This is a genomic window from Brucella sp. JSBI001, assembly GCF_026014005.1.
Lineage (GTDB): Bacteria > Pseudomonadota > Alphaproteobacteria > Rhizobiales > Rhizobiaceae > Brucella > Brucella anthropi.
This window is the reverse complement of sequence record NZ_CP110339.1, coordinates 2,914,504-2,937,355: the sequence shown is the minus strand read 5'-3', so window position 1 is coordinate 2,937,355 and position 22,852 is coordinate 2,914,504. Positions and strand designations below refer to the sequence as shown.

Here is a 22,852-nt window from a genome sequence, read left to right as displayed (position 1 = left end):
ATGTCGAAATCATGTGATGACGATGGAAGGATGCGTCCTGCGACGCGGAAATCTGTCATAACCGGCTCCTGCTCCGGGCATCCCCGCCCGTGACAATGGACAACACTAGACGGCAGGTCTCCTGGCTCACGAATATCTGCTGTTCATCTGCCTTCCCGCGCTTCTCCGGCACAGTGGCATGACGCTTTCAACGTCACGAGGATGAACGGCAATCCGCTTACAGTTGCGGGGGCAGCCACGGTCTTGGCCCCTTTTCGGGTCGTCCTCACCGTGTTCCCTATTAATCCCCTTCGCTCTCGGTCGGGGAACCGTCGTTACACTATTACGTTGACCCGATGTCGCCGTCAAGCAGGTCTCGATGGCTATTTCCAACACACGGTTTTCAAGCGATTCGAAAGCCCGTTATTTAAATTGCGGCCAAACTATCGTCGCATGCGCTGGCCTATTGAATTTGTTTTCGCTAATCTCCATGTAGTTTTCTCCCGCTAGAGGAGCGGGACTTTGGGGAGGTCCGCCGGGAGGCGGCACACATTCTATCTGGGAGGACATATGCGTAGATTTATTCTGGCCCTGACGTCGGTAGCGGCGTTGGCTATGGCAGGCTCTGCTTCCGCAGAAGACTACAAGGTGCTGGCGCCTGCGGCTCCGGGCGGCGGCTGGGACCAGACGGCGCGCACGATGCAGAGCGCGCTTCAGGACGAAAAGATTTCCGGCAGCGTGCAGGTCATCAACGTTCCGGGCGCTGGTGGCACTATCGGCCTTGCCCAGTTTGTGAACCAGAACAAGGGCGACCCAAGCCAGCTCATCGTCGGTGGCTATGTCATGGTCGGCGCTATCCTGACCAACAAATCGCCGGTCACGCTCGACGCCATCACGCCGATTGCACGCCTTACCGGTGAATATGAAGCCATCGTCGTGCCTGCTTCTTCCGACATCCAGAACCTTGGCGACCTTGCCGCGAAGCTGAAGGCTGATCCAGGCTCCGTTTCGTGGGGCGGCGGTTCTGCGGGCGGCACCGATCACATCACCGCTGGCCTCTTTGCCAAGGCAGCAGGCGTCGACCCGACCAAGGTCAATTACATCGCCTTCTCAGGCGGCGGCGAAGCACTGGCAGCCATTCTCGGCAATCAGGTAACCGTCGGCATTTCCGGCTATGGCGAATTCGACGCCCAGATCAAGGCCGGTACGCTGCGCATCATCGGCATTTCGAGCGACGAGCGCGTGGAAGGCATTGACGCACCGACCTTCAAGGAAGGCGGCGTGGACGTTTCTATCCAGAACTGGCGCATGGTGGCCGCTGCTCCCGGCATCACTGCCGAGCAGGAAGCTGCCATCAATGCCGATATCGAGAAAATGGTGAAGTCGGAATCCTGGCAGAAGGCTCTGAAAGACAAGGGCTGGGCGGATACTTATCTCGCCGGCCCGGCGTTCAAGGAGCAGCTTGCCAAGGACGTCGCTGCGACTGAAACCATCCTCAAGGAAATCGGCCTCGTCAAATGACAGGAACAGAACCGCAGGAAAAGCGCCGCCCGGAAGGGGCGGCGCCAGATTTCGCCGCTCTTGTCATCGCCCTTGTTCTTGCCGCTGTCGCCATCGCCATTGCCTGGTCGACAACCTATGGAAACGACGTGACGAGCTACTCGCCGGTCGGCCCGAAAACCGTTCCCTATGTCGTCGCAGCCGGATTGTTCGGCCTTGCCATCTGGACCGTATTCGAGGCGCTTCGCGGTGATTTTCCAGAGCGAGAGCATCAGGAGATCGCCCCGATGGCATGGATCATCGGCGGTCTGGCCATCCAGATGCTGACGATGAAGACTGTCGGCTTTTCCTTGTCCACCGGCCTGCTTTTCGCAGCAACCGCACGTGGCTTCGGCTATCGCAAATTCTGGATCAGCGTTCCCGTCGGCATCGTCTTCGCCTTCGTGATCTGGTTTATCTTTGCACGCGGCCTGCAGCTATCGCTGCCGTCCGGCTGGCTCGAACAATTCGTTTAGAGCATTCCCAGTTTTGACTGAAACATTGGAAATGCTCTAAGTCCTTGTTTTGTCGCATTATTCCACGCAAACCGCTTCGCATTTTTGCTGGAAATGCTTTAAAGGCTCAGTGCCATCATGGATACTGTCGCACTTCTCGCCAACGGACTTCTGGTGGCGCTTGAACCATCGAACCTTCTTTACGCGCTGATCGGTGTCACGCTCGGCACCGCCGTCGGTGTTTTGCCAGGTATCGGCCCTGCACTTACCGTCGCGCTCCTCCTGCCCGTTACCTACAAGCTGGATCCATCCGGCTCGCTCATCATGTTCGCGGGCATTTATTATGGCGGCATGTATGGCGGGTCGACCACATCGATCCTGCTCAATACACCGGGAGAAAGCGCCTCCATCGTCACCGCATTGGAGGGCAACAAGATGGCCCGGGCCGGGCGTGGCGGGCCAGCGCTTGCAACGGCGGCCATCGGCTCGTTCATCGCAGGCCTGCTCGCCACTCTGGCGCTTGCCTTCGTCGCACCATGGGTCGTGAAATTCGCCCTGTCCTTCGGACCGTCCGAATATTTCGCGCTCATGCTTCTGGCCTTCATGACGGTCTCGGCAGCATTCGGCGATTCCACGCTTCGCGGATTGACGTCCCTGTTCATCGGACTGGCGCTCGGCCTGATCGGCATCGATCAGCTGACGGGTCAGGCACGTCTCGTCATGGGAACGCCGAACCTGCTCGACGGGATCAATGTCACCACATTGGCGGTGGCGCTGTTCGCCATCGGTGAAACCCTTGCGGTCGTGTCGAAGAAGCTTCGACCAGAGGATGAAGTCATCGCCGTCAAGGGTTCCGTCTGGATGACCAAGAATGACTGGAAACGCTCATGGATGCCGTGGTTGCGCGGCACCGCCATCGGCTTTCCAATCGGAGCCATGCCAGCAGGCGGCGCCGACGTGTCGAGCTTCCTTTCCTATTCAGCGGAACGGCAGTTCTCGAAACATCCGGAAGAATTCGGCAAAGGCGCTATCGAAGGCGTTGCGGGACCGGAGGCGGCCAATAACGCTTCGGCTGCGGGCACCCTCGTGCCGCTTCTGACGCTCGGCCTGCCAACCACGGCAACGGCAGCAATCATGCTTGCCGGTTTCCAGCAGTTCGGCCTGCAGCCCGGCCCTCTCCTGTTCGTGACCAATGCCACGCTGGTATGGGGTCTGGTGGCGAGCCTTCTCGTGGCCAATCTGATGCTGCTGGTTCTCAACCTGCCGCTGATCGGCCTGTGGGTGAAGATGCTCACCATCCCGCGCCACTGGCTCTATGCAGGCATTCTGGTTTTCGCAACGCTTGGAACAATCGGTGCGAATGCCTCCACCTCGATGCTGTTCGGCCTGCCGGTTTCATTCGAGCTCGGCCTGCTACTGGCATTCGGTGTGCTGGGCTACGTGCTGCGGCGCTTCTCATATCCCATCGCGCCGGTTGTTGTTGGCCTGATCCTCGGGCCAATGGCAGAAAAGAGCCTGCGTCAGGCATTGCAGATCAGTCAGGGCAACCCGATGGCTCTGGTGCATTCCTGGGTATCGATCGTGCTGATCGCACTGGCGATTGCAGCAGTCGTTGTGCCGATGATCATGCGCCAGCGTGGCAAGGGTGCCCTGCTGAGCCAGATGGCAACGGACGAAGACTAAAAACAAAAGCCCCGGAAACCCGGGGCTTTTTTACTCAGATACACATACGCTTACTTGATTGCTCAACCCTGAATACGACGGAACTGGTCAACGTCGATGCCAAGCGTCTCAAGGTCCTGGGCAGTGGGCTTCTGACCAGCGCGCACAGCAGCAGAAGCACGAACGGCGCTGCCAAATTGCGCGAATGCACGACCGAAACGATTATTGAAGCGGGTAAACATTTTTCTCTCCATCACGGACACTTCATTGGTCCGTGCCCATGAGATGGGGATCGCACTGACAACTTAGAAGATCGGCATTTGCATGCCAGCCATGCAGTTTCCGCATATTCCTTTTCGCTCAACTTGATCGCGATCAATGCCTTTGGCTCGCTGGCTTGCGAAGCTCTTTTCAACAAAGGAAGGAGCTAAAGAATGTCGAACACCCCCCATACACTTGGAGAAGAGTTTCCCGGCCAGCTCGACGCCATTCACGCGTTGAAGGCAAAGGATGCGCATTTTGCCCGCATTCTGGAAGAATACGATTCCGTCAATGATCGCATCCACCGCGCTGAAACGAAGATTGCGCCAGTAAGCCAGGAAGAAGAAACAAACCTGCGCAAACAGCGCCTTGCCCTGAAGGACAGCATCGCCGAAGCGCTCGCCGACGCTTGATCCGTCACTCCGGCAAACTGTTGGCTCGGTAACAGCTCAGGAGGTTTTGTCCTCGACTTTGCTGTTGTCCGGGCCAACCGAGTTTTCCATCCTGCCCACCACGACCAGAACCGTGACGGCAATCAACGTCGCCATGATTGCGATATGCCAGAGGCCCAGACCACTGGCGAGCCCCACTGAGGCCGCAAGCCACATGCCGGCGCCGGTCGTGATGCCGGTTATTTTTCCGCGTGCGAAGATGATGAAACCCGCCGCCAGAAAGGCGACCCCGCTGGTGATTGCTTCAACGAGCCGCGAAGGGTCCATCCGGATATTCTGATCGTTGAATACCGGCACATTGACCAGTTCCAGCGAAACAATCGTGAAGGTGGCGGAGGCGAGACAGACGAGCATATGGGTTTTCAACCCGGCCGGTCGCCGACGCCATTCCCGCTCCAGACCGATAATGGAACCGAGCAGTGTTGCCAGCAGCATCCGCGCCAGAACCACCGGCAAACTGATTACATTCTCATGCGTAAATTCAGCCCAGAATTGTTCCATGCTTCACAACGGGCACCATTGGGTTTGGTTCCGCTATAGACGAATGTACCAACGACGCGCACTCGCAAGCAAACGATCATTTCGCCGACGCCGGTGGGACCGATTCCGTCGTGGCGGGTGGCAGGGAGTTCTCGCCATTGGGCGTATTCTCATCGGGAGAAATAACGGTTCCGTAGATTTCGACCAGCACCCACACGATCAGTGCCGCCGCGATACTGACCAGCAGCACGATGAGAACGGGCTTGCCTTCGCGCCCCTGCCTTGCCTCAGTCGGGTTGACCTGTTTCATGGATCAAATCCTCCTGTTGGTTTCAGCGGCATAAGATTTGCCGCTACAGACCTAATGGCAGGGTAGGCTATTGGTTCCAATTAAAGCATCGAGCGCGCTATCGCATTCCTGCAATTCGCGTCAAACTGTTGTTTTTATGAATTTTTCTCAGATCTACGAACCAGCGTTTTATCGCTGATTTAAACTCGCAACGAATATATGAGAGACAATGGTACGGTCGGTTGGAGTTGAACCAACGACCTCAGGAGCCACAATCCTGCGCTCTAACCAACTGAGCTACGACCGCGTACCTTTGTGTCGGCTGCGTGACGCTCTGGCGTCGCCGACAGGGGGTCACATACGGAGAATCGATCCATATTGCAAGTGATTATAGCTCTCTTTTTTGAGAAATTCCCAATTGCGGGATTCAATATCAAATCCTGCTGTTAACGGTCACCGGCTGGTAACCATTATAGGTGACGGCTGTGCACAACCCGGATATTGGCCCGAGCCTGTAAAATTGCCTTTCCCGTATTAACTAATGAAACAGAAAATGCAGCCCATACCAAATGGCAATGGACCCGCGCCCATAGAGGCTTATTAACAGGGTATTAACGGCTGCAGGCAGTCGAAGAACAGGTAAGGACAGGTATGTCAGGGTCAATACCTTCATCGGTGATGTTGCCGCGCTGGATTCTATCCGCGAGGCTTTTGCAAAGGGCGATGCGCAGCGTGCTGAAGCGCGACCTGTCAGCAGTGCTTTGGGTCAACGGCCCCGGCGCGCAGCACTGGCTTCGATCGCGTGGAGAGACGCTGATCGGCGTCGGCCTTGATCTGCCCATCATACGCCGGCAGATCGCCGCTGAGGGCAATGCGGAGGTAGAGCCAGACCGTTTTCCATTCGCCTCCGGCGGCGGACTGCCGTTCCGACACCCAGTTCAGCGTATCGCATACACTTCCGACGGCGTGTCCGGGCTGCTGCTGACTGCCGATGGCAGGACGCAGAAACAGAGGGCATCATTTCCGGCCTCAGCGACGACAGCACGCATGTGCGCTGATCGGCGCGAACAGCCAGATGATTACCGCAAGCCCGCGTTTTGCTGCGCTCGACATTTCCTCGACACTAAGACCTTGTCATCGAAGCTGCAGATGCGACCGACCGTATCGTCAAGCGCCGTATCCGTGCCGGAGAAGCATTCCGTGCAGGGCGATTACGCGGCTGACCGATACACCGCCCATGCATCTTCTTTGCATCATTGGTGATGCTCCCGTCGCGACATTGGAAGCACCGCTTTGCTCTGCAGGGTGAAGCCAGAAATTCTGGAAGAGATACTTTGGAGCCTGTGGAAGCGCAAATGCCTGAAGATGCTTCGCCGATGTTGAAGCCCCGCAGTTTGTGTTCGAACGGGATGCTCCGCCCGCGCGCTACATCTGGAAGGTGGGACGGACGGCACATTCAGCGAATATCGCCGGACCTCGCGCACGATTGGGCGATGCAGCTGATGTCGTCGGGCGTCGCTTTGCCGATGTAGCCAATGTCTTCCGGCTTCGACCTGATGGCAGTGTACGGCGCTGCTGGACAAAAGCGGCGTGACGCATGGTCAGGAGAGCGGTTGATGGCCCGGTGGAAGGGCACGGATTGCGTGCGGTCAGGCTTGCCGCCCTGCCCGTTTATTCGCGCGATCAGGAATTTACCGGTTTCCGCGGCACAGCTGGTGCGTCCGGCTGGGGCCGAAGGACCCGGAAGAAATCAGGCTGGTGCTTGCAGGCCAGGTATTCCCGCAGGCGCGCAAGCCGTCAGCGGGCTCCAGTCGAAACAGCAGCGCCTGTATCAGGAACGACGATGTTCTGGCGCTAGAGCGAAGAAATTGCAACCAGCGACAGTCCTGTCGCAACGCTGCCCAAGCCGCGCTGGATATCAGCCAGCACCGGGACGCCGGAGATCCGATAAGGTGATCCAGCTTACTGAACGCGCGCAGAGAAAGTGGCTGCGGACCAGCACGGATGCGCAGAGCAGGAGCGCGAAGAGCGTCGAAGGCGACTGACAAGACCGAGAGCGCAGCGCATTTTCGCGAAATTGCTGATCGTCTGCGCAAGCGTGCGCAATTCGCGCGCCGAAACCAGAAACGGCTTCCACTCCGGACGAGACCGTTATTGACAGCTCGCAGCCAGTGAAAAGACCGAAGTGAAGCGTAACTCATCGACGAAGTTAGCGCCGACGGCTTATCCTTCAAATCTCCGGAATGACTATGAGATAGAAACGGCCCTGCTGTGCCAATCTGCCTGTGCCAGTCATCATTATTCAGGCGTGTCAGATCCATTACGTCAATCAGGCCTTGCTCGATCTCACCGGCTATGAATCGCTTGATGATATTCGCGGTGCGGGTGGCGTCGATAACATTCAGCTTAGCGAAGCGACGATGGCGAAACGCGACGGGGGTATAGTGTTGCGCCGCGCCAATGGCGGTGAAGAACCTGTCGATGCACCTCAACGCCATTTTCATGGCGCGAAGGCCGCTACACTCATGCTGAGCCTGGTGGTGGCAGCTGCGCAGCGGTATCCGTTGAAACCGTTATTTTGCTAGGCGCCGGTTGCGATCGACAGGACGACGAGAAGCAGGCACTTGCGGATCATGTCGAGGAACTGAAGACCATTCTCGACGGCGACGGATGGCGTTGTCACTTAGCTAACTATTGACCCACAAGTACGCTCAGCTCGATGAACCATTCGGCCTCCGCCCTCTTTGGCTATGAACGCGACGAGATGGAGAAACTAGTTCTTCTCGATGCTGTTCACCATCAGAAAGCCAGCGCGCCATGAACCTCGCCTGGACTTTCCGGCAGCGTGGTGTTCATAAGTATCCTCAATGATGGGCGCGAGTGATCCGGCCATGACCAAGGCGGCTTTATTCCGCTGTTCGCGACCATCGGCTGAACACCGCACACGCGTAGTTCCTGCCGTTCCTGCGTGACATCCACCGCGGTGAGAGCGCACCGAGAAGGGCGACGATGCGCGCAAAGGGAAACTGAACGCGCTTCAAGCGAAAACAGTTTCTGGCGCATCAGCCCACGAAATCCGCACGCCGCTCAGTACGATCATCAGTTTTCCGACTGATGGCCGATGAGTTCGGCTCCATCAGCAATGATCGCTACCGGGATTACCTGCGCATGACATCAACCGTTCCGGCAATCACGTGCTGGCATTGAGTCAATGATCTGCTCGACTTGTTTCAAGATCGAAGCTGGCGCTCTCGACAGCGCAGTTTGAAGCGGTCTCACTCAACGATGCTGTGCCAGAGGCCATTTGCTGATGCAACCGCAGGCCAGCCGCGAGCGCGTCATCATCAATTCGACTTCCAATCAACCCGACGACGCGTACGCGTTCAATCAAACGGTGGCCCTGAACCTTCCTGTCAACGCTGTGCGCCACGGCTCAGGCGATCGGGTGATCGTGTCGACAAGCTGAATGAACGGCGATGTCGTATTGGGTGCGCGATACCGGCATCGGCATGACCAAATCCGAGGTCGAGCAGGCGCAAAAACCATTCCGGCAGGTCAGCGCGCTGGAACGCCTGAAAAGCCCGAGACCGCGAAGGACTGGCGCAGTGAAGGCGCAGGCTTTCAGGCCCACCCACTGACAAAAACATGTTAGAAGCCAATCAGCAGGCGCAATTTACCATCGATTCCTCCGGGACACCTGGAACGGTGGTGGATTGCTTCCCGCCAACACGCGTACTGGCTGACTGATCGGCACCTTGAAAGCTAAGGAACTCCCCTTGCGAGGTTTTCGTATCCTGATTAACACAAAGCGCGGACGAACCGGCGCATCAGAATCCCCTCAGAGACAAAGGACTAAAGCAATTCCTGTGAGCACTGCCGGAGCAGCGGCTCGATCATCACTCAATTATTGCATTCATATCGCGTGGAAGCCAGTTAACGACGCCTAAGTTCTTGTTCAATTTGTGATAGTAGCGACTGTAAAATCAAGTTAATTTCCGCACAGCAGAATTGATTAACCATAGGAAAGAGCTTCAGCGCTGTTGATTTGATTCGTTCTGCAACCGTAGACGACTTATCGCAAAACTAGCGTCTTTGCTTTGACCCATTGCTGGTTTACAGCTTGGGAAATACGTCGCGCAAAGTGTAACGGTTTGCGATAACGATGTGCAAAAACGAAATCTGGGCGCGGCGAAAAACGTGGCGTGTTTCTGAAACTTCCACTTTGATTGGATGGTTGTGCGCTGGCCCGATTTACGCGCCTCATAATTGCGCTCTGCGTCATTCTCTCTGCGCCGCGGCTGCAGCAACCTTGCTGGCCGTGGTGCATTTATCGTCTCTACCGATGCCATCCATTATCCGCGTTGCTTTTACGGAAATCGTGCCTGGACCGGCTATAGCGTTGGTTTGCGACAAGCCCCTCGCCTGAAGGTGTTCCATTCTGCGCGCGTCGTTGAACGGCGTGACGCTCCCAGCAAACTTACACCGATCAGGGGCGAAACCACTCATGACGCTAGTCGCATCGATGTGGAGCTCTCGCTCGATGCCATCGTAGGACATATCTGTTTTCCGAAACGCAGATCGTCCCGTCCGCATATAAACCTCGACGGACCGATTTCGAATTTCTAAAGCTCCTCGACGCCATCGCCAATTCAACGGACGCCTCAGCACCGCGATCCGTGCGCAGCGCGCCCTGCAAAGACAGTTCCGGGAGATAATGCACAGGCAGCGCAGCAGGCTTCACAACCGTTTGTACGTGTCGTGGTTCGTGATCGGACGATTGCCTTTAACCGTCGGATGGCAGTGGAAATCACCAGTGACGAGCAGATAACCGATATCAACGCAACGCTGGAATGGCCCGCGCACATCAGGTGCCGCAACGCTGAAAGCAGCATAAGTAAGGCGCGAGACCTCAATTCAGCTACAGCTGCCGCGCAAGCGCTGCCGCGCTTCTGGCGGGCAGCATCAGATGTGACCGCAAGCCCTGACCGCAATCCACTAAGCCTCACATTTCAGAGCAGGCGAAATGGCTGAGATCGTTTCAAGAAGGCGATCTGACTGCCAAGACCCGTCACTCAGCGGCGCGGTGCTGGCTCCAGCCTTCCGCCAGTGGCGGCGCCGAATCAATTGCATTCTCCCGCTGCCCAGAATCCATAACGCGACACCGAAACTGGCTGAAATTCGCCGGTGTGAAATGACCGCCAGCGACAGCTGACCAGGCAGCGGAAGTCAGATCGGTCTGGAACAGGAGCAGCCTGCAGTAGCGGAACACTGGCTTTCGACAAGCGGCCCAGTGCCTGTTTTCAGCCATTCCACTGCCCGGCGGCGGCGCGCGCTCGCCGAACGAGCGCAGCAATCCTGACCACTGACGTAGTCGTGCGAGCTTCATTGATCATGCGAAGTCGACCTTCGCCTTTCCCGCGCGAAGTGCCACAGCGGGCGAGTGAACATGACAGGTGTAGCTGCAGCGAAGTTTCAGATGCAGAGCGGACATTGCCATCTTCGGCATCAGCGACGCAAAGCCTTCAACTTGGCATCATACGAAGCCAATGTGCAGATCGTGCGTGACCTGAAAAGTGCGAGCGGCGAATTGCGTTCAACGCCTCGGATATCGACAGTTCTTGTTCTTTTACGGCGCCCGGCTTCGACAAGCCTTTCGTAAACCGGCAAAGGCGAAATGTTTTCTTGTTCATGAAAGTCCGGCAATCGCTGGTCCGGCCTTTTGACCAACGCGCAGGGCAATGTTTCCATCCAGCTGTATTGGTCAGATGCAGGGCTTTTGCCGGTAGGATTTTCTGACCAGGCGCAGAGCCGCGCTACTTTCGCTCTGGAGCGGAAGGAAAATGTTGCGCTCGCCTTGATCGTCTGGATGTGAAAGCCAATCTCTTTTCCGATGGTGTGGCGACGCTGGAGAATACGCGTCACCGGCGCTTCCGACAGCGCGCGGCGCTGGCAGGCATTGCCTTTCGTGGATTACAGTCTGGCGCTGAGTGGTAGTCGTTTTCCCGAACAGCCAGCCGCAGCGCAGCCCTGGGGAAGGCAGCACAGACGAGTCAGGATAGCCAGCCGCCAGCGAAACTCCGCCGCCAAGCCGCCGCTCAATTTCTTCGTCGGCGGCTCGTGGGATCAACCATTTATTTCACCAAATCATCCATGGGAACGGGGCAGTAAGCCCCGTTTTCGATATCCCGCCGGAGACCGCTGCTCGTCGCGGCGGCTATACGCCTCCGCGACGCTTGTTGACGATCGAGGCGGTAGTAATACCGATGATCCTGCCAGCGCGATCAAGTTAGCCTGAACAGCGTTGATTTCCGGCGTACACCCAAGGCGCACCTGAAACATAGATCTTCATCAGCAGCGTGGTTGCGCCGGACCGGAGGTAAAGCTTGCAATCACCAGATCGTCGAGCGACCAGGTGAATGCAAACATCAGCCTGAAACCACGGCGGGCGGATGACCAGCAGAGTTACGCTTCATGAAGAGTCGTGACCAGCGCACCCAGATCGGTACCGCTAACCAGCGAACGGTGATCAAAGCTCACCCAGACGCGACTGCACGACGACCGCCACGGGAAACACATGAAGAAGGTGATGTGCGCAGGCGTCACCGTCAGAAGCCACGGTCAATTCATCGCCACGAACAACAGCAGCAATGAAAGACCGAGTGATGACATCCAGCATGATAGCCCAGTGCGTAAACCATGCCGAAACAGGATGGTCCTGAAAGCGCGTATAACGTGTCAGCGCCAGCGCTGCGAGCGATGCCCAGAACAGTGGCAATCGTGCGGACAGAAGCCGAAACATGCGGATCGTCACCATGCCACATCATCAGCGCCTGATTGCGAAACAGCTCGACATACCATTTGAGTCGAGAACCCTGCCCAGACCGTGACCAGTCAGGGATTCGTTGAACAGGTAAATCACCAGCGGAACGATGGGCAGATAAAGGAAGAAGCAAAGCCAGAGCCACCGATGCGATATTGACAGGACCAGTTGTTTCTGCATCCTGTTTCCCCTCCTGCGCCCCGCGCCTGCGCCTGCTGGAAAATTACGATCGGAATGATCAGCGGGATCAGGAGCACCACGGCCACTACCGACAGGACCGGCCAGTCGCGATTGGAAGAGACTCACTCCGTCGTCTTACCGATCGCGGGTGTCCCGAACCACCGAGAGGAGTCCGGAATGACGAGAACTCACCTGCGGCGGAATGAACACGAGAAACAGCCAGCCAGCACGCAGCCAGCGACAGCAGGAGCGATGATTTTCCAGAAGGCGGCAGGCGGTGTGCAGCCCAGGTCCTGCCCTTCGATAGGCAGATGATCCATGCACTCCAGCGAGGAATAGATCAACGCTTTTAAAGCGGGCGAATGAATAAACGATCCCGATGAAGATGGCCGTATCGGTGGCAGGAATATTGAGCGGCGTATCGACGTTAGGCCGCATCCGAAACTGATTGAGCAGGCCTTCGGCTAGAAATGCCGATCCGTACATGAACGCGGATCAGAGCAGAGTCAGAACGGCAGTCACCAGCATCAGCAATGTCGGACTGACGGATCATCGTTAGCGCGCGCGCCATGCCGACCATCGGATAGGCGACAAGCAAGGTCAGGAAGGTGGAATATAGCCTGTCCCGGACACTGAACCAGATGAGCTTTGTAATGCGTAGCAGATCATCAACAGCCAGAGATAATTGTCGAAGGAAATTGTTTGATTTTCTCCCGTTGCTGCGAACCCACATGCCATCGAAAGTTGGCATGACCGGGGTCCTGCATCGCGACTTCCGAGCGGGAAATCTGCGAAGACGATGAAGAACAAGGACGAGAAAGATACCAGCAATAGAGATGAGCACTGCGATGACAGAGACGGCAGCAATGGAAGCGACGAAGGCTTCTGCATGAATTGCCCCTCCTCAGGCGGTCAGCGCAGACCAGCATCAGTATCAGAAGAGCCCAGACACACGCTCATCATAGGTCAGCGGATTTTCCGTCTTGCGCGCGGCATTGAGGCTTACAGCCTTGATCGTACCCATTTTCAAACCGCACGTAGAACACCGTCAGCATCGCCGAAATAAGCAATATCCCAAAGCTCGCCTTCCACCGCATTGACCGACGCATCGTCCGGCTTTCAGTGTGATCCGCGTCTTTTCAGGACGCACCGCATACCAGACCTTCTGGCCCGGATTAGGTTTCTTTAGCGAGTCTCAGTCACAGATGGCGGAAACCGAATTTTCGGTAGCGATCTCAGCCTCGCCGTTGGCTTTCACCACTTCGCCTTCGATGATGTTCACATTACCGATGAAGTCCAGCCACCCGGAACTGGAGCGCGGTGCCTCATGGGCTTTACGCCGGCGTCGCCACCTGTGATACGGCCCTTGTCCATCACCGCGATGCGGTGGACATAGTCATTTACTTCTTCCTGATCGTGTTGTGACCATGAAGGTCATGCCAGAAGCTTGGCCTGCAAATCCATCAGTTCAGGCTGGTTTCCTCGCGCAGCTTCTTGTCAGACGCGCCCAGCTCATCCAGCAGCAACACGCCGGGCGCTTGGCGACGGACGGGCGACGCCACGCATGACGCTGGCCGCAGACAACTGATGCGGCTTGCCTTGCCATGTGCTCCCAGCTTCACGAGCTTGAGCATTTCAGCGACGCGCATCGATTTCCGACTATCATGCGTCCTGCTTGAGGCCAGAAAGCGATATTATTCTCGACCGTCATATGCGGAAACAGCATGGACTGAAACATCATGTTGACCAGGCGCTTATAGGGCGGGATGCCGCGCGCATATCCTGGCCGTCGGTGATGCGGCCCCGATGTCGGCTCTCAGCCACCAGCGCATCAGCGTGGTCGCACCACAGCCCAGGCGCCAACAGCGCGAAGAACTCGCGGTTGAAACGGTGAGCGAGAGATCATCGACGGCGGTACGTCATGAATATTTTCATCACATTCTCAAAAGAAATGAAAGGAGAAGCGGCCGCCGGATCATTCCAGGGCGCAAATTTGCGGCGAAAACTGCCAAAATTCATTCGTTCCCTATCCGATCACCCGGAACCAAAAGCCTGTCTATAAGCAGGACCGCTCTCCGATAATTTGCTGTATTACAAGACGCAGGCGGCCCTCCGTCTGCACGGTGGGCCGCTCTTCACGATGTCAGGCCGGGACATATCGGTCCCATCGTATTTGGCTCTGCTGCAGCCCGGTGACGATCTTGGTCGAGCGCGAGTGACCACGGCTGCAGATCGCCCGGGTATCATAAGGCGTGAGCACGTTAACTTCTTCATGACGTCTTCGGTCGGATAGATTTCCGGATCGTCAAGAATTTCCTTGTCCGATGAACTTCCCTGCGAGGCCTTGTTGCCATTGGCATAGAACACGTAGTTCGAAGCCTTAGCAGCCACTTTGAGACGCATCATGTAGTTCACATGAATTCAAGCGCTTCCAGCACATGTGGCGTCTGCCGGGATCGCCATCTGGTCGAACCAGATCAGCGCGCCTTCCTTCCGGGATCGAATAGCCGATCTCGACGCCTGCTTTGCCTTTTCAGCGCGATCACGTACCGGAAGATGGCAAATAACCAGTAGCCAGCCACAGATGCTCGCCATTAGCCCAGCGCATTGTGCTATTCAGACAGAGTGGAACTTGCGGATATTCCGGGCGGATCTTTGAATGAGGTCTGAGCCTTCTGCAGATCGTCCGGCGGCAGCGAATTCAGATTGAACCCAGATAATTCAAAGCCGGGCACAGCGTTTACGGCTAGCAGGATCAAGAAGATGGGTGCCGCAACCTTTGAGCTTCGCAGACTTCCAGGTCGAAAAGCGTCCAAAGTCGATTGTGTCGGTGCCGAGCGCTTCCTTGATCTGGCCTTGTTGTAGCCAATGCCGGTCGTGCCCCATGTAGTTGACAGGTATTCGTTGCCCGGATCGTAGGTTACCGCGCGGTTGGAGATTTCATCCCACGTATTCTTGCCGAGTTCGGCAGCTTGTCCTTATCGAGTTTCAGACACGCCACCGCCGGAATCTGACCAGGAATTCGCCCGATGGCACCACGGATCGTAGCCACTTTGCCACCAGCCAGAAGCTTGGTCTCAGATTTCATTGGAGTCGTAAACGTCGTAGACGACGATCCCAGTTTCCTTGGTGAAATCAGAATAAGTCGTCCGATATAATCGACCAGTTATAGATATTGACCACCTTGCTCCTGCGCGCTCGCGGAAAATGTGGCAGCCCGCTACAAACCCGTCGACGGTCGTTGCCAGAAGGAAGGATTTGATCCCCATCATTTGCTCAATCTGCACGATAAGTTTCCGGTGCAGGTTCAAGGTGGATATACTGTTTCTTTTATTGCACTTTTTTAGATTGCACGGCGTTCGTCCAGCAGGGTCGACGGGACGAACATAAGGTGCATCTTGAGCCCCATCCGCCCCCATCCGGTGGGGCGGTAAGTTCGGTTATGCTGGCAAACGCAGCTTACTGTTGGAGTGAGGCGGATAGCCCACATTGTCTCATCAGCCCGAGCGGACGTGTCGGTGGCTCAGCTGCAGTGATGCCAGCCCTGCCTTTCCGCTGGACGACGGAAGGCGGACCGATCTCCGTATTGCCAGCCTTTGAAAGTGACGCGCCATAGACCGTGTCGCTCCCACTTCCAGCGCACAGCCAAGCAACAGCGCTTTATCCGGCGCAGGCGCTCGCTGGGTGCGCCCTGCGGCCCTTCCAGCGTACGGGCAATTGTCAGGAAGCCAGCCGTCCGGCAGTTCCGCCAGTTCACCAGCGCCTGCCCTGCCTGAGCGAAGCCGCATAGACCGGCGGCTTGGGGCATTGACCGCCGAAGCAGGTCGGAGAAACCTTCCGCCCTGCAACATGATCCGATTGCCTGCATAGTCGATTTCCATCACGAAGAAGGCCTTGCCTTTTGCCCCCTGTCGCTGCAAAGGTGGTCAGCCGGTTTTGCCGCCTGCTGGAATGAAACCCCGGAAACGCGATGCGTAACACATCGACATCATAACGGGCCCACCTGGCCATCCTTGAAGCTGGCGATGAGGCATCATCAGGCCTGCGCCGCGCAAGCGCCAGTTCAGACCGCGCGATGCGCTTCGCCTCGCCCGACGACAGTTTTCAAGTTCTCCGTCTCTGCGCCGATCCACCCACCTGCATCGGATCAGCGCCGCCGCGGCGATTTCCTGCAGCTGATCGAAGGCGACAGACGCTCCGGGATACAAAGCCGCTGCGAATACCAGTCCTGCGCCTGCGCCAGTTCGGCATGGTGGCGACCGGCAACATTGCGAACCGTGATGCCATGCCGCAGCGCAGCCAGTCGCTGAGCGCTGGGTAAATCCCCGTCCGGCTTAAGGAGGTGTAAAGCTCTCCGCCTCTTCCTCGATACGCGGATAATGGTTTGGCCCGCCGCGCCATCACATCGCCTTCTGTCAGGCAGCAGGCGCGTCGCGGAAAGAAGCTCGGCCCGCTTCCCTCAGCCCGGCAGCAGTGCGACAAATCGGACAAGCGTTGCTGCTGCTCGCGATAGTGCGAAGCCAAAGTTTCTAAGTGCCGACGGCAGCATTTGGGCGCAGCCTCGCGATTTGACAATTCTGATCGCCCGGCAGTTCACCGGTCAGAAGTGGATCGAAACGCCCTTCAGCCCCGTGATCGTGGGCCGCTTTCGGCCTGAGGCTGTCGAGGTCGAGCTTGTAAGCCTGGCGAGCTTCCAGCGGCAGGGCTGCCGTCAGGGGCCGCTGGTTGCGCTCAGTCAGGTTGAGATAGGGCCAGCGAAATGCCAAGCGCCTCGGCCATCGCCGACGTCTGGGTCAAGCCTCGCTCGTTGCGGATGCGCCTGATGCGTGGGCCCGGCAAATATCTTGCGTTCGCTCACTGGTCCTCCCGACCCATAACGCGGATTTACAATTCATGACAAAATAGCTGTAAAAATTCAACTTTGACAAAGATTTACAAATTTACAATTACATCAGTCAAAACTCCGAGCAGCATTACCTCAGTATAAACTCTTTTTGTTGGTTTTTCTTGGCACACCAACAATCGATTGCCGTCTGGTCACAGAAAGAGCGCAGACAAATTGCTCTTCCAGAACCAGTCCAAAATGTGTCTTGAGAGACACCAGAGCCCAGCAGATTTTACAGCCTTATTCGCCAGCACAAAGGTCGCTGACGGCATCCAGCATTGCGCATGCGGCGAAGATGTAAAAGCTGCGTGGTTGGTAAGAATCAAGTATTCGCTAGCCGAGATAGGCGCCAGCCGCCTCTGAGCTGATCCATGAGAAGATTTCGTCAATTGCGCTGGGCGCGCTTTCAGCAATCAGGCAATGCAGATAGTTCGCGCCGGACTGAAGGCAATCTACCTCTCCATTTGGCAGGTTGCAGCGGATGCGAACACGGCTTCAGCCGTATGTCCGGACCAGTCACTCTATCAGCGGTACCATGAACTGGCCAAGCGCATCAGCAAGACGTTGCGGCGTGCCGACCAGATCGAAACCATGAAGGCAAGGACTTTCGGTCGATACCTGGATTTTGCCCCCATCGTTGCGAAACGCTGAAGCGAGCTTCATTGGTCCGCTGAACGCTTTCGAGATCATGAAAGCCTTCATCGAAATGGTGCAGCGGTATTCCCTGCGAGGACCAACTTGCCTCGGAAAAGAGTGCAGCCATCGGCGGCAAAGGTTCTGATCCGACGGCAGCGCATCAAAGCATAACGCGGCACAACGCGACGTGATGAACGGCAACGCTGGGTTATCGCCCGCACGGATGCAGAAGCCACGCCAAGGCTTCTGACCTCGGACGTGGCGAGCTGTGTATACGTCGATTACGATGCAGACGCACGGCTGAAACTATCAAGTGAAGAACGGCATTGGGTCATGTATCGCCCGATGTTGCTACGCCTTGTACGATCCTGATCTGGATGGAAACATCCAAGCCGGATCTTGGAGCAGATGACACCAGCCGCGCGGGAAGCCGTACGCAAGGCACATCCGGGCAAAGCTCGCCTATAACTGCTCGCCGTCGTTCAACTGGAAGAAGAACCTCGACGATGCCACGATTGCTGGATTCCAGCGTGAGCTGGGCGCGATGGGCTACAAGTTGATTCCTCCGCTGGCGGTTTCCACCAGCTCAGCTTTGGCATGTTCGAACTGGCGCGGCTACAGGACGGCAGATGACGCCTATTCCGAATTGCAACAGGCGGAATTTACGCTGATAGCGGCTACACGATAGCATCAGCGTGAAGTCAGCACAGTTGACTGTTGCATGTCCACTCGCAATCACAGCGGCCAGTCTTCCGACCACCGCCAGCAGAATCGACTGAGCAGCACAGTTCAGACCGGCTGCTGAGTAACGGCGTGGCGCGACAAACAGGAGGAATAGTTCCATGATTCGCCAGCACGCGTCAGGAAAGAGCAGAGAACGTGCTGGCGCGGCCATAGCGGGCCGTTATCGTATATATTCGCGATCCTGCATCGCCTCAACTTCCCACCGTCATGAGGCGGTCGAGGCGGGCGTTTCGTGATTGGTCCGCTCAGCCCGGCATCATGGCGGCGACAGCGGCTGGGGTGATCCTGCCGTCCAGTCGCGTGTCACCCGGCAAATGATGATACTTTTTCGACAATCGCCGTCGCCGCCATGTTCTTCATTTTGTACCTTTGGCAGCACGGGAACAACGGCGACGGCAACTGGGGTGATCTACTGATCCCAGTCATCGTCACCCACGACAAATGATGATGCTCCCGACTATCGCCGTCGCCGCCATGTTCCTTCATTTTGTGTGCCTTCGGCAGCACGGGAACGGCGACGGCAACCGGGGTGATCTACTGATCCCAGTCATCGTCACCCACGACAAATGATGACGGTCCTCGCTCTCATGCTCGCTGCCATGTTCACACACTTCTCTTTTGGCAGCGACACAATGTCCAAACTGGCAGTTGCCCGTAAAATTCGATGAAACAGGGTTGATCTGTCACTCGCTTTATGGTCGGATTTCCTCAACTGACCTCCCCGGCTGGCCCTGCCAGTCGGGGTTTTTTTTACATAAGAAGATAATCGACTGGTTGAGGAAGGTCGGGCAGGTTTTCCTCACCCAATGCTTCCCGCAGATTGATTTCGATTGTATCGGCGATGGCCCCGATGGGCAGATCGTTGGGCAATGTCCCGAACGGCTCCTCCAGCTCGTCGCCCAGCGCATCCAGCCCAAAGAAAGTATAGGCCACCAGTGTCGTCGCAAATGGCGTTCCCCAACCAAGCATATCGGCAAAGCCGAACGGTATGAAGAAACAGAACAGATAGGCCGTGCGATGCAGAAGCAGCGTATAGCCGAAAGGAACCGGCGTGAACCGCAACCGCTCGCAGGCCGCCTGAACCTCTGCCAATGCGGACACTGAACTGTCAAGCGTCTGGAAATCGACCGGATGCAGAGCGTCTTTCACACGCATATCCGCCAGAGCAGCACCAAGCCGACGCAAGATGAAATCAGGCTTGTTGCGGCTTTCCGCCAACGCTTTCCGCTCTTCCGCAGACAACCATTTGTCGTATTTGTTTGAGCCACCGGTTTCCTCTGGCCGAAGATGGCTGACCATGGCCTGCGAAAACGCGATCGCATAACGGAGCAGCTTTTCCCGTCCGTCTTCCAGTCCCCGCACGTTCTCCAGCAACAGCGTCTGACGCCCCAGACCGCGCGTCGTATAGACGAGCTTGCCCCAGATTTTGCGAGCCTCCCACCAGCGGTCATAACAGGCGTTGTTGCGGAAGCCGAGAAAGATCGAAAGCGCAATGCCGAGCAGCGCCAAAGCCGTCCCGTTGTTGACGGCTGGCACCCAGCCGGGAAACGCGCGATGCGCCCACACAACCAGCACCGACAGAAGGAAAACCGCAAAAATCTGCGGCAGGATACGCAGGATGATGGAGCCCTTGAGTATGAAGAAGAGCTTCCACAAAGGGGGGCGCGGGCGAACGATCATTTCAAGTGGGTCCGACGAAGATGAGCAAATGCAGCCTATACGCCTTCTTGCAACACACGACCAGAAGCACCCTGTATTTTCTTACCGTATAAGAGAATACAAAATTATATTATTCTAAATAACAGTATTACTTCTCATAAAATTGTTCTGACAAATATTATTTTATCAATTTTCATGGGTGAGAAATGTCAATCCAATCCTTGATAGACAATATTGCCTCAAACGCCAATATAGACCCTGGAACCGCCGAGCAAACAGTTGGTATATTGCTCTCCATCATCCAACACGAGGCTCCGATTGTCGCGCCGCAAATATTCAACCTGATTCCCGGAGCGCCCGCACTGGCACGCGCCAATGATGTGCTCAACCCTGAAAATCATCATGCAGATGGGATCCTCGGAACAGTTTCGAATGTGGCCGGAAATTTTGCGGGCGAGAGAATAGGCGCTCTGGTCTGCGGTCTGGCGGCATTGAAATCCACCGGCATGAGCATGGATCAGGCCAATCAGGCATTCCTGACAGTCATCCGTCATATAAGGCAAAAAGATCGCGAGCTTGTGCGAAAGCTCTTTGCTTTCGTCCCGGCACTGAAAAGCCACTTCAATATTCCGCAAACTGAATCTTGACCGAAAATTCACCGAACTCCAACAAAGCCGCGCCTCATGCATTGACGCCGGTGCACCATTGGTGGTCCCTGCACCCCGATCCGGCGCACAAGCCTGCGGGTCACTTGTAAATGGTTGGTCGTGGAAGCCATAGGGTTTGCTCGCCGACTGCGGTTTGAACCGCCCCTTGCGGGGGCAAGGAATTTGGAATTTTCATGTCTGTTCAGTCTCTCATTGATAGTATCGCCACCAAGATCAACATCGATCCGCAGCTTGCAGAAAAGCTGGCTGGCTCGGTGTTTTCGGTTCTGCAGCACAGCGCACCGGAAATCGGCAACAAGATCTTCGCACTCCTGCCGGATGCCCAGCAGCTCGCCAGCGCCCACGATGTACTTGCAACAGGCACGGGCGGCATTATGGGTGCGCTGTCGGGACTGATGGATAATGTGGCTGGCGAAAAGATGAGTGCGCTTCTCAAAGCCGCTGCCACGCTTCGTTCCAGCGGCCTCTCCAGCGACCAGATCACCGAAGCAGGCGGGCAGGTGATCAATTATGTGCGCGACCATGACCCGCAGCTGGTCGACCAGCTGGTGGCAAACGTGCCTGCACTCAAGGGTCATTTCGGCCTCTGACGCATCAAATTTCTTTTGTGTGCGCTTTCTGCGATGGCGCACACAAAAGCTCACTGGACCCATTTGTCATTGAGGCCGGTCGCAGCTATCATGCCACTATCGAAATCATTTTCTGGTGATTGATGTCTGCTGATACGACGGAAAAGAAGGTTACGCGCGCCCCGCGTCGCCGTACGCCTGCCTATGTCAAATCTCTTCGCGGTGTGAAGAACTGGAAGCAGGCGACCGAATGGCTTGCCTGGCGTGACATCGAAGACATCGAATGCATCACCCCTGATCAGGCCGGGGTTGCCCGCGGCAAGATGATGCCGTCGAAGAAGTTCACCTCCAATACCTCGCTGGCATTGCCTTCGGCCGTCTTCATGACGACGATTTCCGGCGACTATCCGGAAGACGGCTACGGCTTTCATTACCCGGAGGATGACGGCGATCTCAAGCTGGTGCCGGACCTCTCGACCCTTTCGGCTGTGCCGTGGGAATCCGATCCAACGGCACAAGTTATCTGCGATCTCGTCTATCAGGACGGACGCGGGGTGGAATTCACTCCGCGCAACGTGCTGCGCAATGTCGTTGCCGCCTACAGCAAGCGCGGCCTGAAACCGGTCGTTGCCCCAGAAATCGAGTTCTATCTGGTCCGCAAGAACCCCGACCCCGACTATCCGCTGACGCCACCTGTCGGTCGCTCGGGTCGTGCCATTGGCGGCGGTCAGGGCTATTCGATTGCAGGCGTGAACGAGTTCGACGAACTGATCGACGACATCTATCATTTCTCCGAAGGCCAGGGGCTGGAGATCGACACGCTGATCCACGAAGAAGGCGCTGGCCAGCTTGAGATCAACCTGCGCCATGGCGACCCGGTAGAGCTCGCCGACCAGGTTTTCATGTTCAAGCGCACCATCCGCGAGGCGGCGCTCAAGCACGACATGTATGCCACCTTCATGGCCAAACCCATTCAGGGCCAGCCCGGATCGGCAATGCATATCCACCAGTCCATCGTGGACAAGAAGACTGGACGCAACATCTTCACCAATGAGGATGGCAGCGAAAGCGAGGCTTTCCGCCATTTTATCGGCGGCATGCAGCGTCATGTGCCGAATGCGCTTGTCATGTTCGCGCCCTATGTGAATTCCTATCGCCGCCTGACACCGGATGCTTCCGCACCCGTCAACGTCAAATGGGGCTACGACAACCGTACCACCGCTTTCCGCGTCCCACGCTCCGACCCCAATGGGCGCCGCGTGGAAAACCGCATCCCCTCCTCCGATGCCAACCCCTATCTCGCGCTGGCGGCTTCGCTTGCCTGCGGCCTGATAGGCCTCGTGAACAAGATTGAAGCTGAACAGCCTGCGACCACCAGCGTCAACACCAAGGAAATCGAACTGCCCCGCGGCCTGATCGACGCGGTGGAGCTGTTTGAGGAAGACACGGAGCTGCGCAATCTGTTCGGCAGTTCCTTCGTCACGACCTATGCCGCCATCAAGCGTGCCGAGTTCGAAACCTTCATGGAAGTCATCAGCCCGTGGGAACGCGAGTTCCTGCTGCTCAACGTCTGA

The 22,852-nt window shown here is 56.7% G+C and carries 14 protein-coding genes, 1 tRNA gene, 6 pseudogenes and 1 riboswitch; of the genes and pseudogenes, 9 read left to right on the top strand and 12 right to left on the bottom strand.

All coding sequences use genetic code 11. The features are described from left to right. Positions 1–93: 93 nt before the first annotated feature. Positions 94–328, bottom strand: a riboswitch (cobalamin riboswitch). 221 nt (positions 329–549) lie between these two features. From LJ361_RS13925 to LJ361_RS13915, 3 genes are all read left to right on the top strand, one after another. Next, positions 550–1,500, top strand: a complete 951-nt coding sequence (locus LJ361_RS13925; protein ID WP_010659102.1) for a Bug family tripartite tricarboxylate transporter substrate binding protein — start codon at positions 550–552, stop codon at positions 1,498–1,500. Next, positions 1,497–1,994 (top strand): tripartite tricarboxylate transporter TctB family protein, encoded by a 498-nt coding sequence (locus tag LJ361_RS13920; protein ID WP_010659103.1) that lies wholly within the window; start codon positions 1,497–1,499, stop codon positions 1,992–1,994. The genes LJ361_RS13925 and LJ361_RS13920 overlap by 4 nt, the downstream gene beginning before the upstream one ends. 117 nt (positions 1,995–2,111) lie before the next feature. Next, positions 2,112–3,656, top strand: a complete 1,545-nt coding sequence (locus LJ361_RS13915; protein WP_010659104.1) for a tripartite tricarboxylate transporter permease — start codon at positions 2,112–2,114, stop codon at positions 3,654–3,656. 62 nt (positions 3,657–3,718) lie between these two features. Here LJ361_RS13915 and LJ361_RS13910 read toward each other — a convergent pair whose 3' ends face one another. After that, positions 3,719–3,877, bottom strand: a complete 159-nt coding sequence (locus tag LJ361_RS13910; protein WP_100229493.1) for a hypothetical protein — start codon at positions 3,875–3,877, stop codon at positions 3,719–3,721. 192 nt (positions 3,878–4,069) lie between these two features. Here LJ361_RS13910 and LJ361_RS13905 point away from each other — a divergent pair, with 192 nt between their 5' ends. After that, complete coding sequence (locus tag LJ361_RS13905) at positions 4,070–4,309, top strand: YdcH family protein (protein ID WP_010659106.1); 240 nt, start codon at positions 4,070–4,072, stop codon at positions 4,307–4,309. A gap of 36 nt (positions 4,310–4,345) precedes the next feature. Here the strand turns inward: LJ361_RS13905 and LJ361_RS13900 are convergent, their stop codons facing one another. The 3 genes from LJ361_RS13900 to LJ361_RS13890 form a co-directional block, all read right to left on the bottom strand. Further along, entirely contained in the window at positions 4,346–4,849 is a 504-nt protein-coding gene (locus tag LJ361_RS13900) for an MgtC/SapB family protein (RefSeq protein ID WP_010659107.1), read from the bottom strand. Between the two features lie 76 nt (positions 4,850–4,925). Beyond that, positions 4,926–5,138 (bottom strand): hypothetical protein, encoded by a 213-nt coding sequence (locus tag LJ361_RS13895; RefSeq protein ID WP_264811769.1) that lies wholly within the window; start codon positions 5,136–5,138, stop codon positions 4,926–4,928. Between the two features lie 209 nt (positions 5,139–5,347). Next, positions 5,348–5,424: transfer RNA gene (locus LJ361_RS13890), tRNA-His, on the bottom strand. A 364-nt stretch (positions 5,425–5,788) separates the two neighbouring features. Here LJ361_RS13890 and LJ361_RS23625 point away from each other — a divergent pair. Then, positions 5,789–8,864: pseudogene (locus LJ361_RS23625) on the top strand (histidine kinase dimerization/phospho-acceptor domain-containing protein). Between the two features lie 1,321 nt (positions 8,865–10,185). Here LJ361_RS23625 and LJ361_RS23620 read toward each other — a convergent pair. The 7 genes and pseudogenes from LJ361_RS23620 to LJ361_RS13830 all read right to left on the bottom strand — a co-directional run bounded on the left by LJ361_RS23620 (position 10,186) and on the right by LJ361_RS13830 (position 16,975). Beyond that, positions 10,186–10,503, bottom strand: a complete 318-nt coding sequence (locus LJ361_RS23620) for a hypothetical protein (RefSeq protein WP_264811764.1) — start codon at positions 10,501–10,503, stop codon at positions 10,186–10,188. A 119-nt stretch (positions 10,504–10,622) separates the two neighbouring features. Continuing rightward, entirely contained in the window at positions 10,623–11,039 is a 417-nt protein-coding gene (locus tag LJ361_RS23615; RefSeq protein WP_264811762.1) for a hypothetical protein, read from the bottom strand. 222 nt (positions 11,040–11,261) lie between these two features. Beyond that, a pseudogene (locus tag LJ361_RS23610) lies at positions 11,262–12,161 on the bottom strand (putrescine ABC transporter permease PotI). A 383-nt stretch (positions 12,162–12,544) separates the two neighbouring features. Continuing rightward, the gene (locus LJ361_RS13845; RefSeq protein WP_264811759.1) at positions 12,545–12,868 is read right to left on the bottom strand and encodes a hypothetical protein; all 324 of its coding nucleotides are present in this window, start codon (positions 12,866–12,868) and stop codon (positions 12,545–12,547) included. A 183-nt stretch (positions 12,869–13,051) separates the two neighbouring features. Next, a pseudogene (locus LJ361_RS13840) lies at positions 13,052–14,136 on the bottom strand (ABC transporter ATP-binding protein). A gap of 124 nt (positions 14,137–14,260) precedes the next feature. After that, positions 14,261–15,386: pseudogene (locus LJ361_RS13835) on the bottom strand (extracellular solute-binding protein). A 190-nt stretch (positions 15,387–15,576) separates the two neighbouring features. Continuing rightward, positions 15,577–16,975 (bottom strand): annotated as a pseudogene (locus tag LJ361_RS13830) (short-chain fatty acyl-CoA regulator family protein). Positions 16,976–17,200: 225 nt separating this feature from the next. Here LJ361_RS13830 and LJ361_RS13825 point away from each other — a divergent pair. Then, positions 17,201–18,447 (top strand): annotated as a pseudogene (locus LJ361_RS13825) (isocitrate lyase). A 685-nt stretch (positions 18,448–19,132) separates the two neighbouring features. Here LJ361_RS13825 and LJ361_RS13820 read toward each other — a convergent pair. Beyond that, entirely contained in the window at positions 19,133–20,062 is a 930-nt protein-coding gene (locus LJ361_RS13820) for a bestrophin family protein (protein WP_010659119.1), read from the bottom strand. A gap of 185 nt (positions 20,063–20,247) precedes the next feature. On the opposite strand from LJ361_RS13820, the gene LJ361_RS13815 reads away from it, so the two are divergent. The 3 genes from LJ361_RS13815 to LJ361_RS13805 all read left to right on the top strand — a co-directional run bounded on the left by LJ361_RS13815 (position 20,248) and on the right by LJ361_RS13805 (position 22,852). After that, the gene (locus LJ361_RS13815) at positions 20,248–20,688 is read left to right on the top strand and encodes a hypothetical protein (protein ID WP_012093280.1); all 441 of its coding nucleotides are present in this window, start codon (positions 20,248–20,250) and stop codon (positions 20,686–20,688) included. A gap of 194 nt (positions 20,689–20,882) precedes the next feature. Next, on the top strand, positions 20,883–21,299 hold the full coding sequence (locus LJ361_RS13810; protein WP_010659121.1) for a hypothetical protein: 417 nt from the start codon (positions 20,883–20,885) through the stop codon (positions 21,297–21,299). Positions 21,300–21,421: 122 nt separating this feature from the next. Then, positions 21,422–22,852, top strand: coding sequence for a glutamine synthetase family protein (locus tag LJ361_RS13805; RefSeq protein ID WP_010659122.1), 1,431 nt, complete (start codon positions 21,422–21,424; stop codon positions 22,850–22,852).

Excerpts from the sequence above, each read along its gene's own strand:
- LJ361_RS13925 (WP_010659102.1), top strand. The coding sequence starts at position 550 with ATGCGTAGATTTATTCTGGCCCTGACGTCGGTAGCGGCGTTGGCTATG.
- LJ361_RS13920 (WP_010659103.1), top strand. The coding sequence starts at position 1,497 with ATGACAGGAACAGAACCGCAGGAAAAGCGCCGCCCGGAAGGGGCGGCG.
- LJ361_RS13915 (WP_010659104.1), top strand. The coding sequence starts at position 2,112 with ATGGATACTGTCGCACTTCTCGCCAACGGACTTCTGGTGGCGCTTGAA.
- LJ361_RS13910 (WP_100229493.1), bottom strand. The coding sequence starts at position 3,877 with ATGTTTACCCGCTTCAATAATCGTTTCGGTCGTGCATTCGCGCAATTT.
- LJ361_RS13905 (WP_010659106.1), top strand. The coding sequence starts at position 4,070 with ATGTCGAACACCCCCCATACACTTGGAGAAGAGTTTCCCGGCCAGCTC.
- LJ361_RS13900 (WP_010659107.1), bottom strand. The coding sequence starts at position 4,849 with ATGGAACAATTCTGGGCTGAATTTACGCATGAGAATGTAATCAGTTTG.
- LJ361_RS13895 (WP_264811769.1), bottom strand. The coding sequence starts at position 5,138 with ATGAAACAGGTCAACCCGACTGAGGCAAGGCAGGGGCGCGAAGGCAAG.
- LJ361_RS23620 (WP_264811764.1), bottom strand. The coding sequence starts at position 10,503 with ATGAAGCTCGCACGACTACGTCAGTGGTCAGGATTGCTGCGCTCGTTC.
- LJ361_RS13845 (WP_264811759.1), bottom strand. The coding sequence starts at position 12,868 with ATGCCAACTTTCGATGGCATGTGGGTTCGCAGCAACGGGAGAAAATCA.
- LJ361_RS13820 (WP_010659119.1), bottom strand. The coding sequence starts at position 20,062 with ATGATCGTTCGCCCGCGCCCCCCTTTGTGGAAGCTCTTCTTCATACTC.
- LJ361_RS13815 (WP_012093280.1), top strand. The coding sequence starts at position 20,248 with ATGTCAATCCAATCCTTGATAGACAATATTGCCTCAAACGCCAATATA.
- LJ361_RS13810 (WP_010659121.1), top strand. The coding sequence starts at position 20,883 with ATGTCTGTTCAGTCTCTCATTGATAGTATCGCCACCAAGATCAACATC.
- LJ361_RS13805 (WP_010659122.1), top strand. The coding sequence starts at position 21,422 with ATGTCTGCTGATACGACGGAAAAGAAGGTTACGCGCGCCCCGCGTCGC.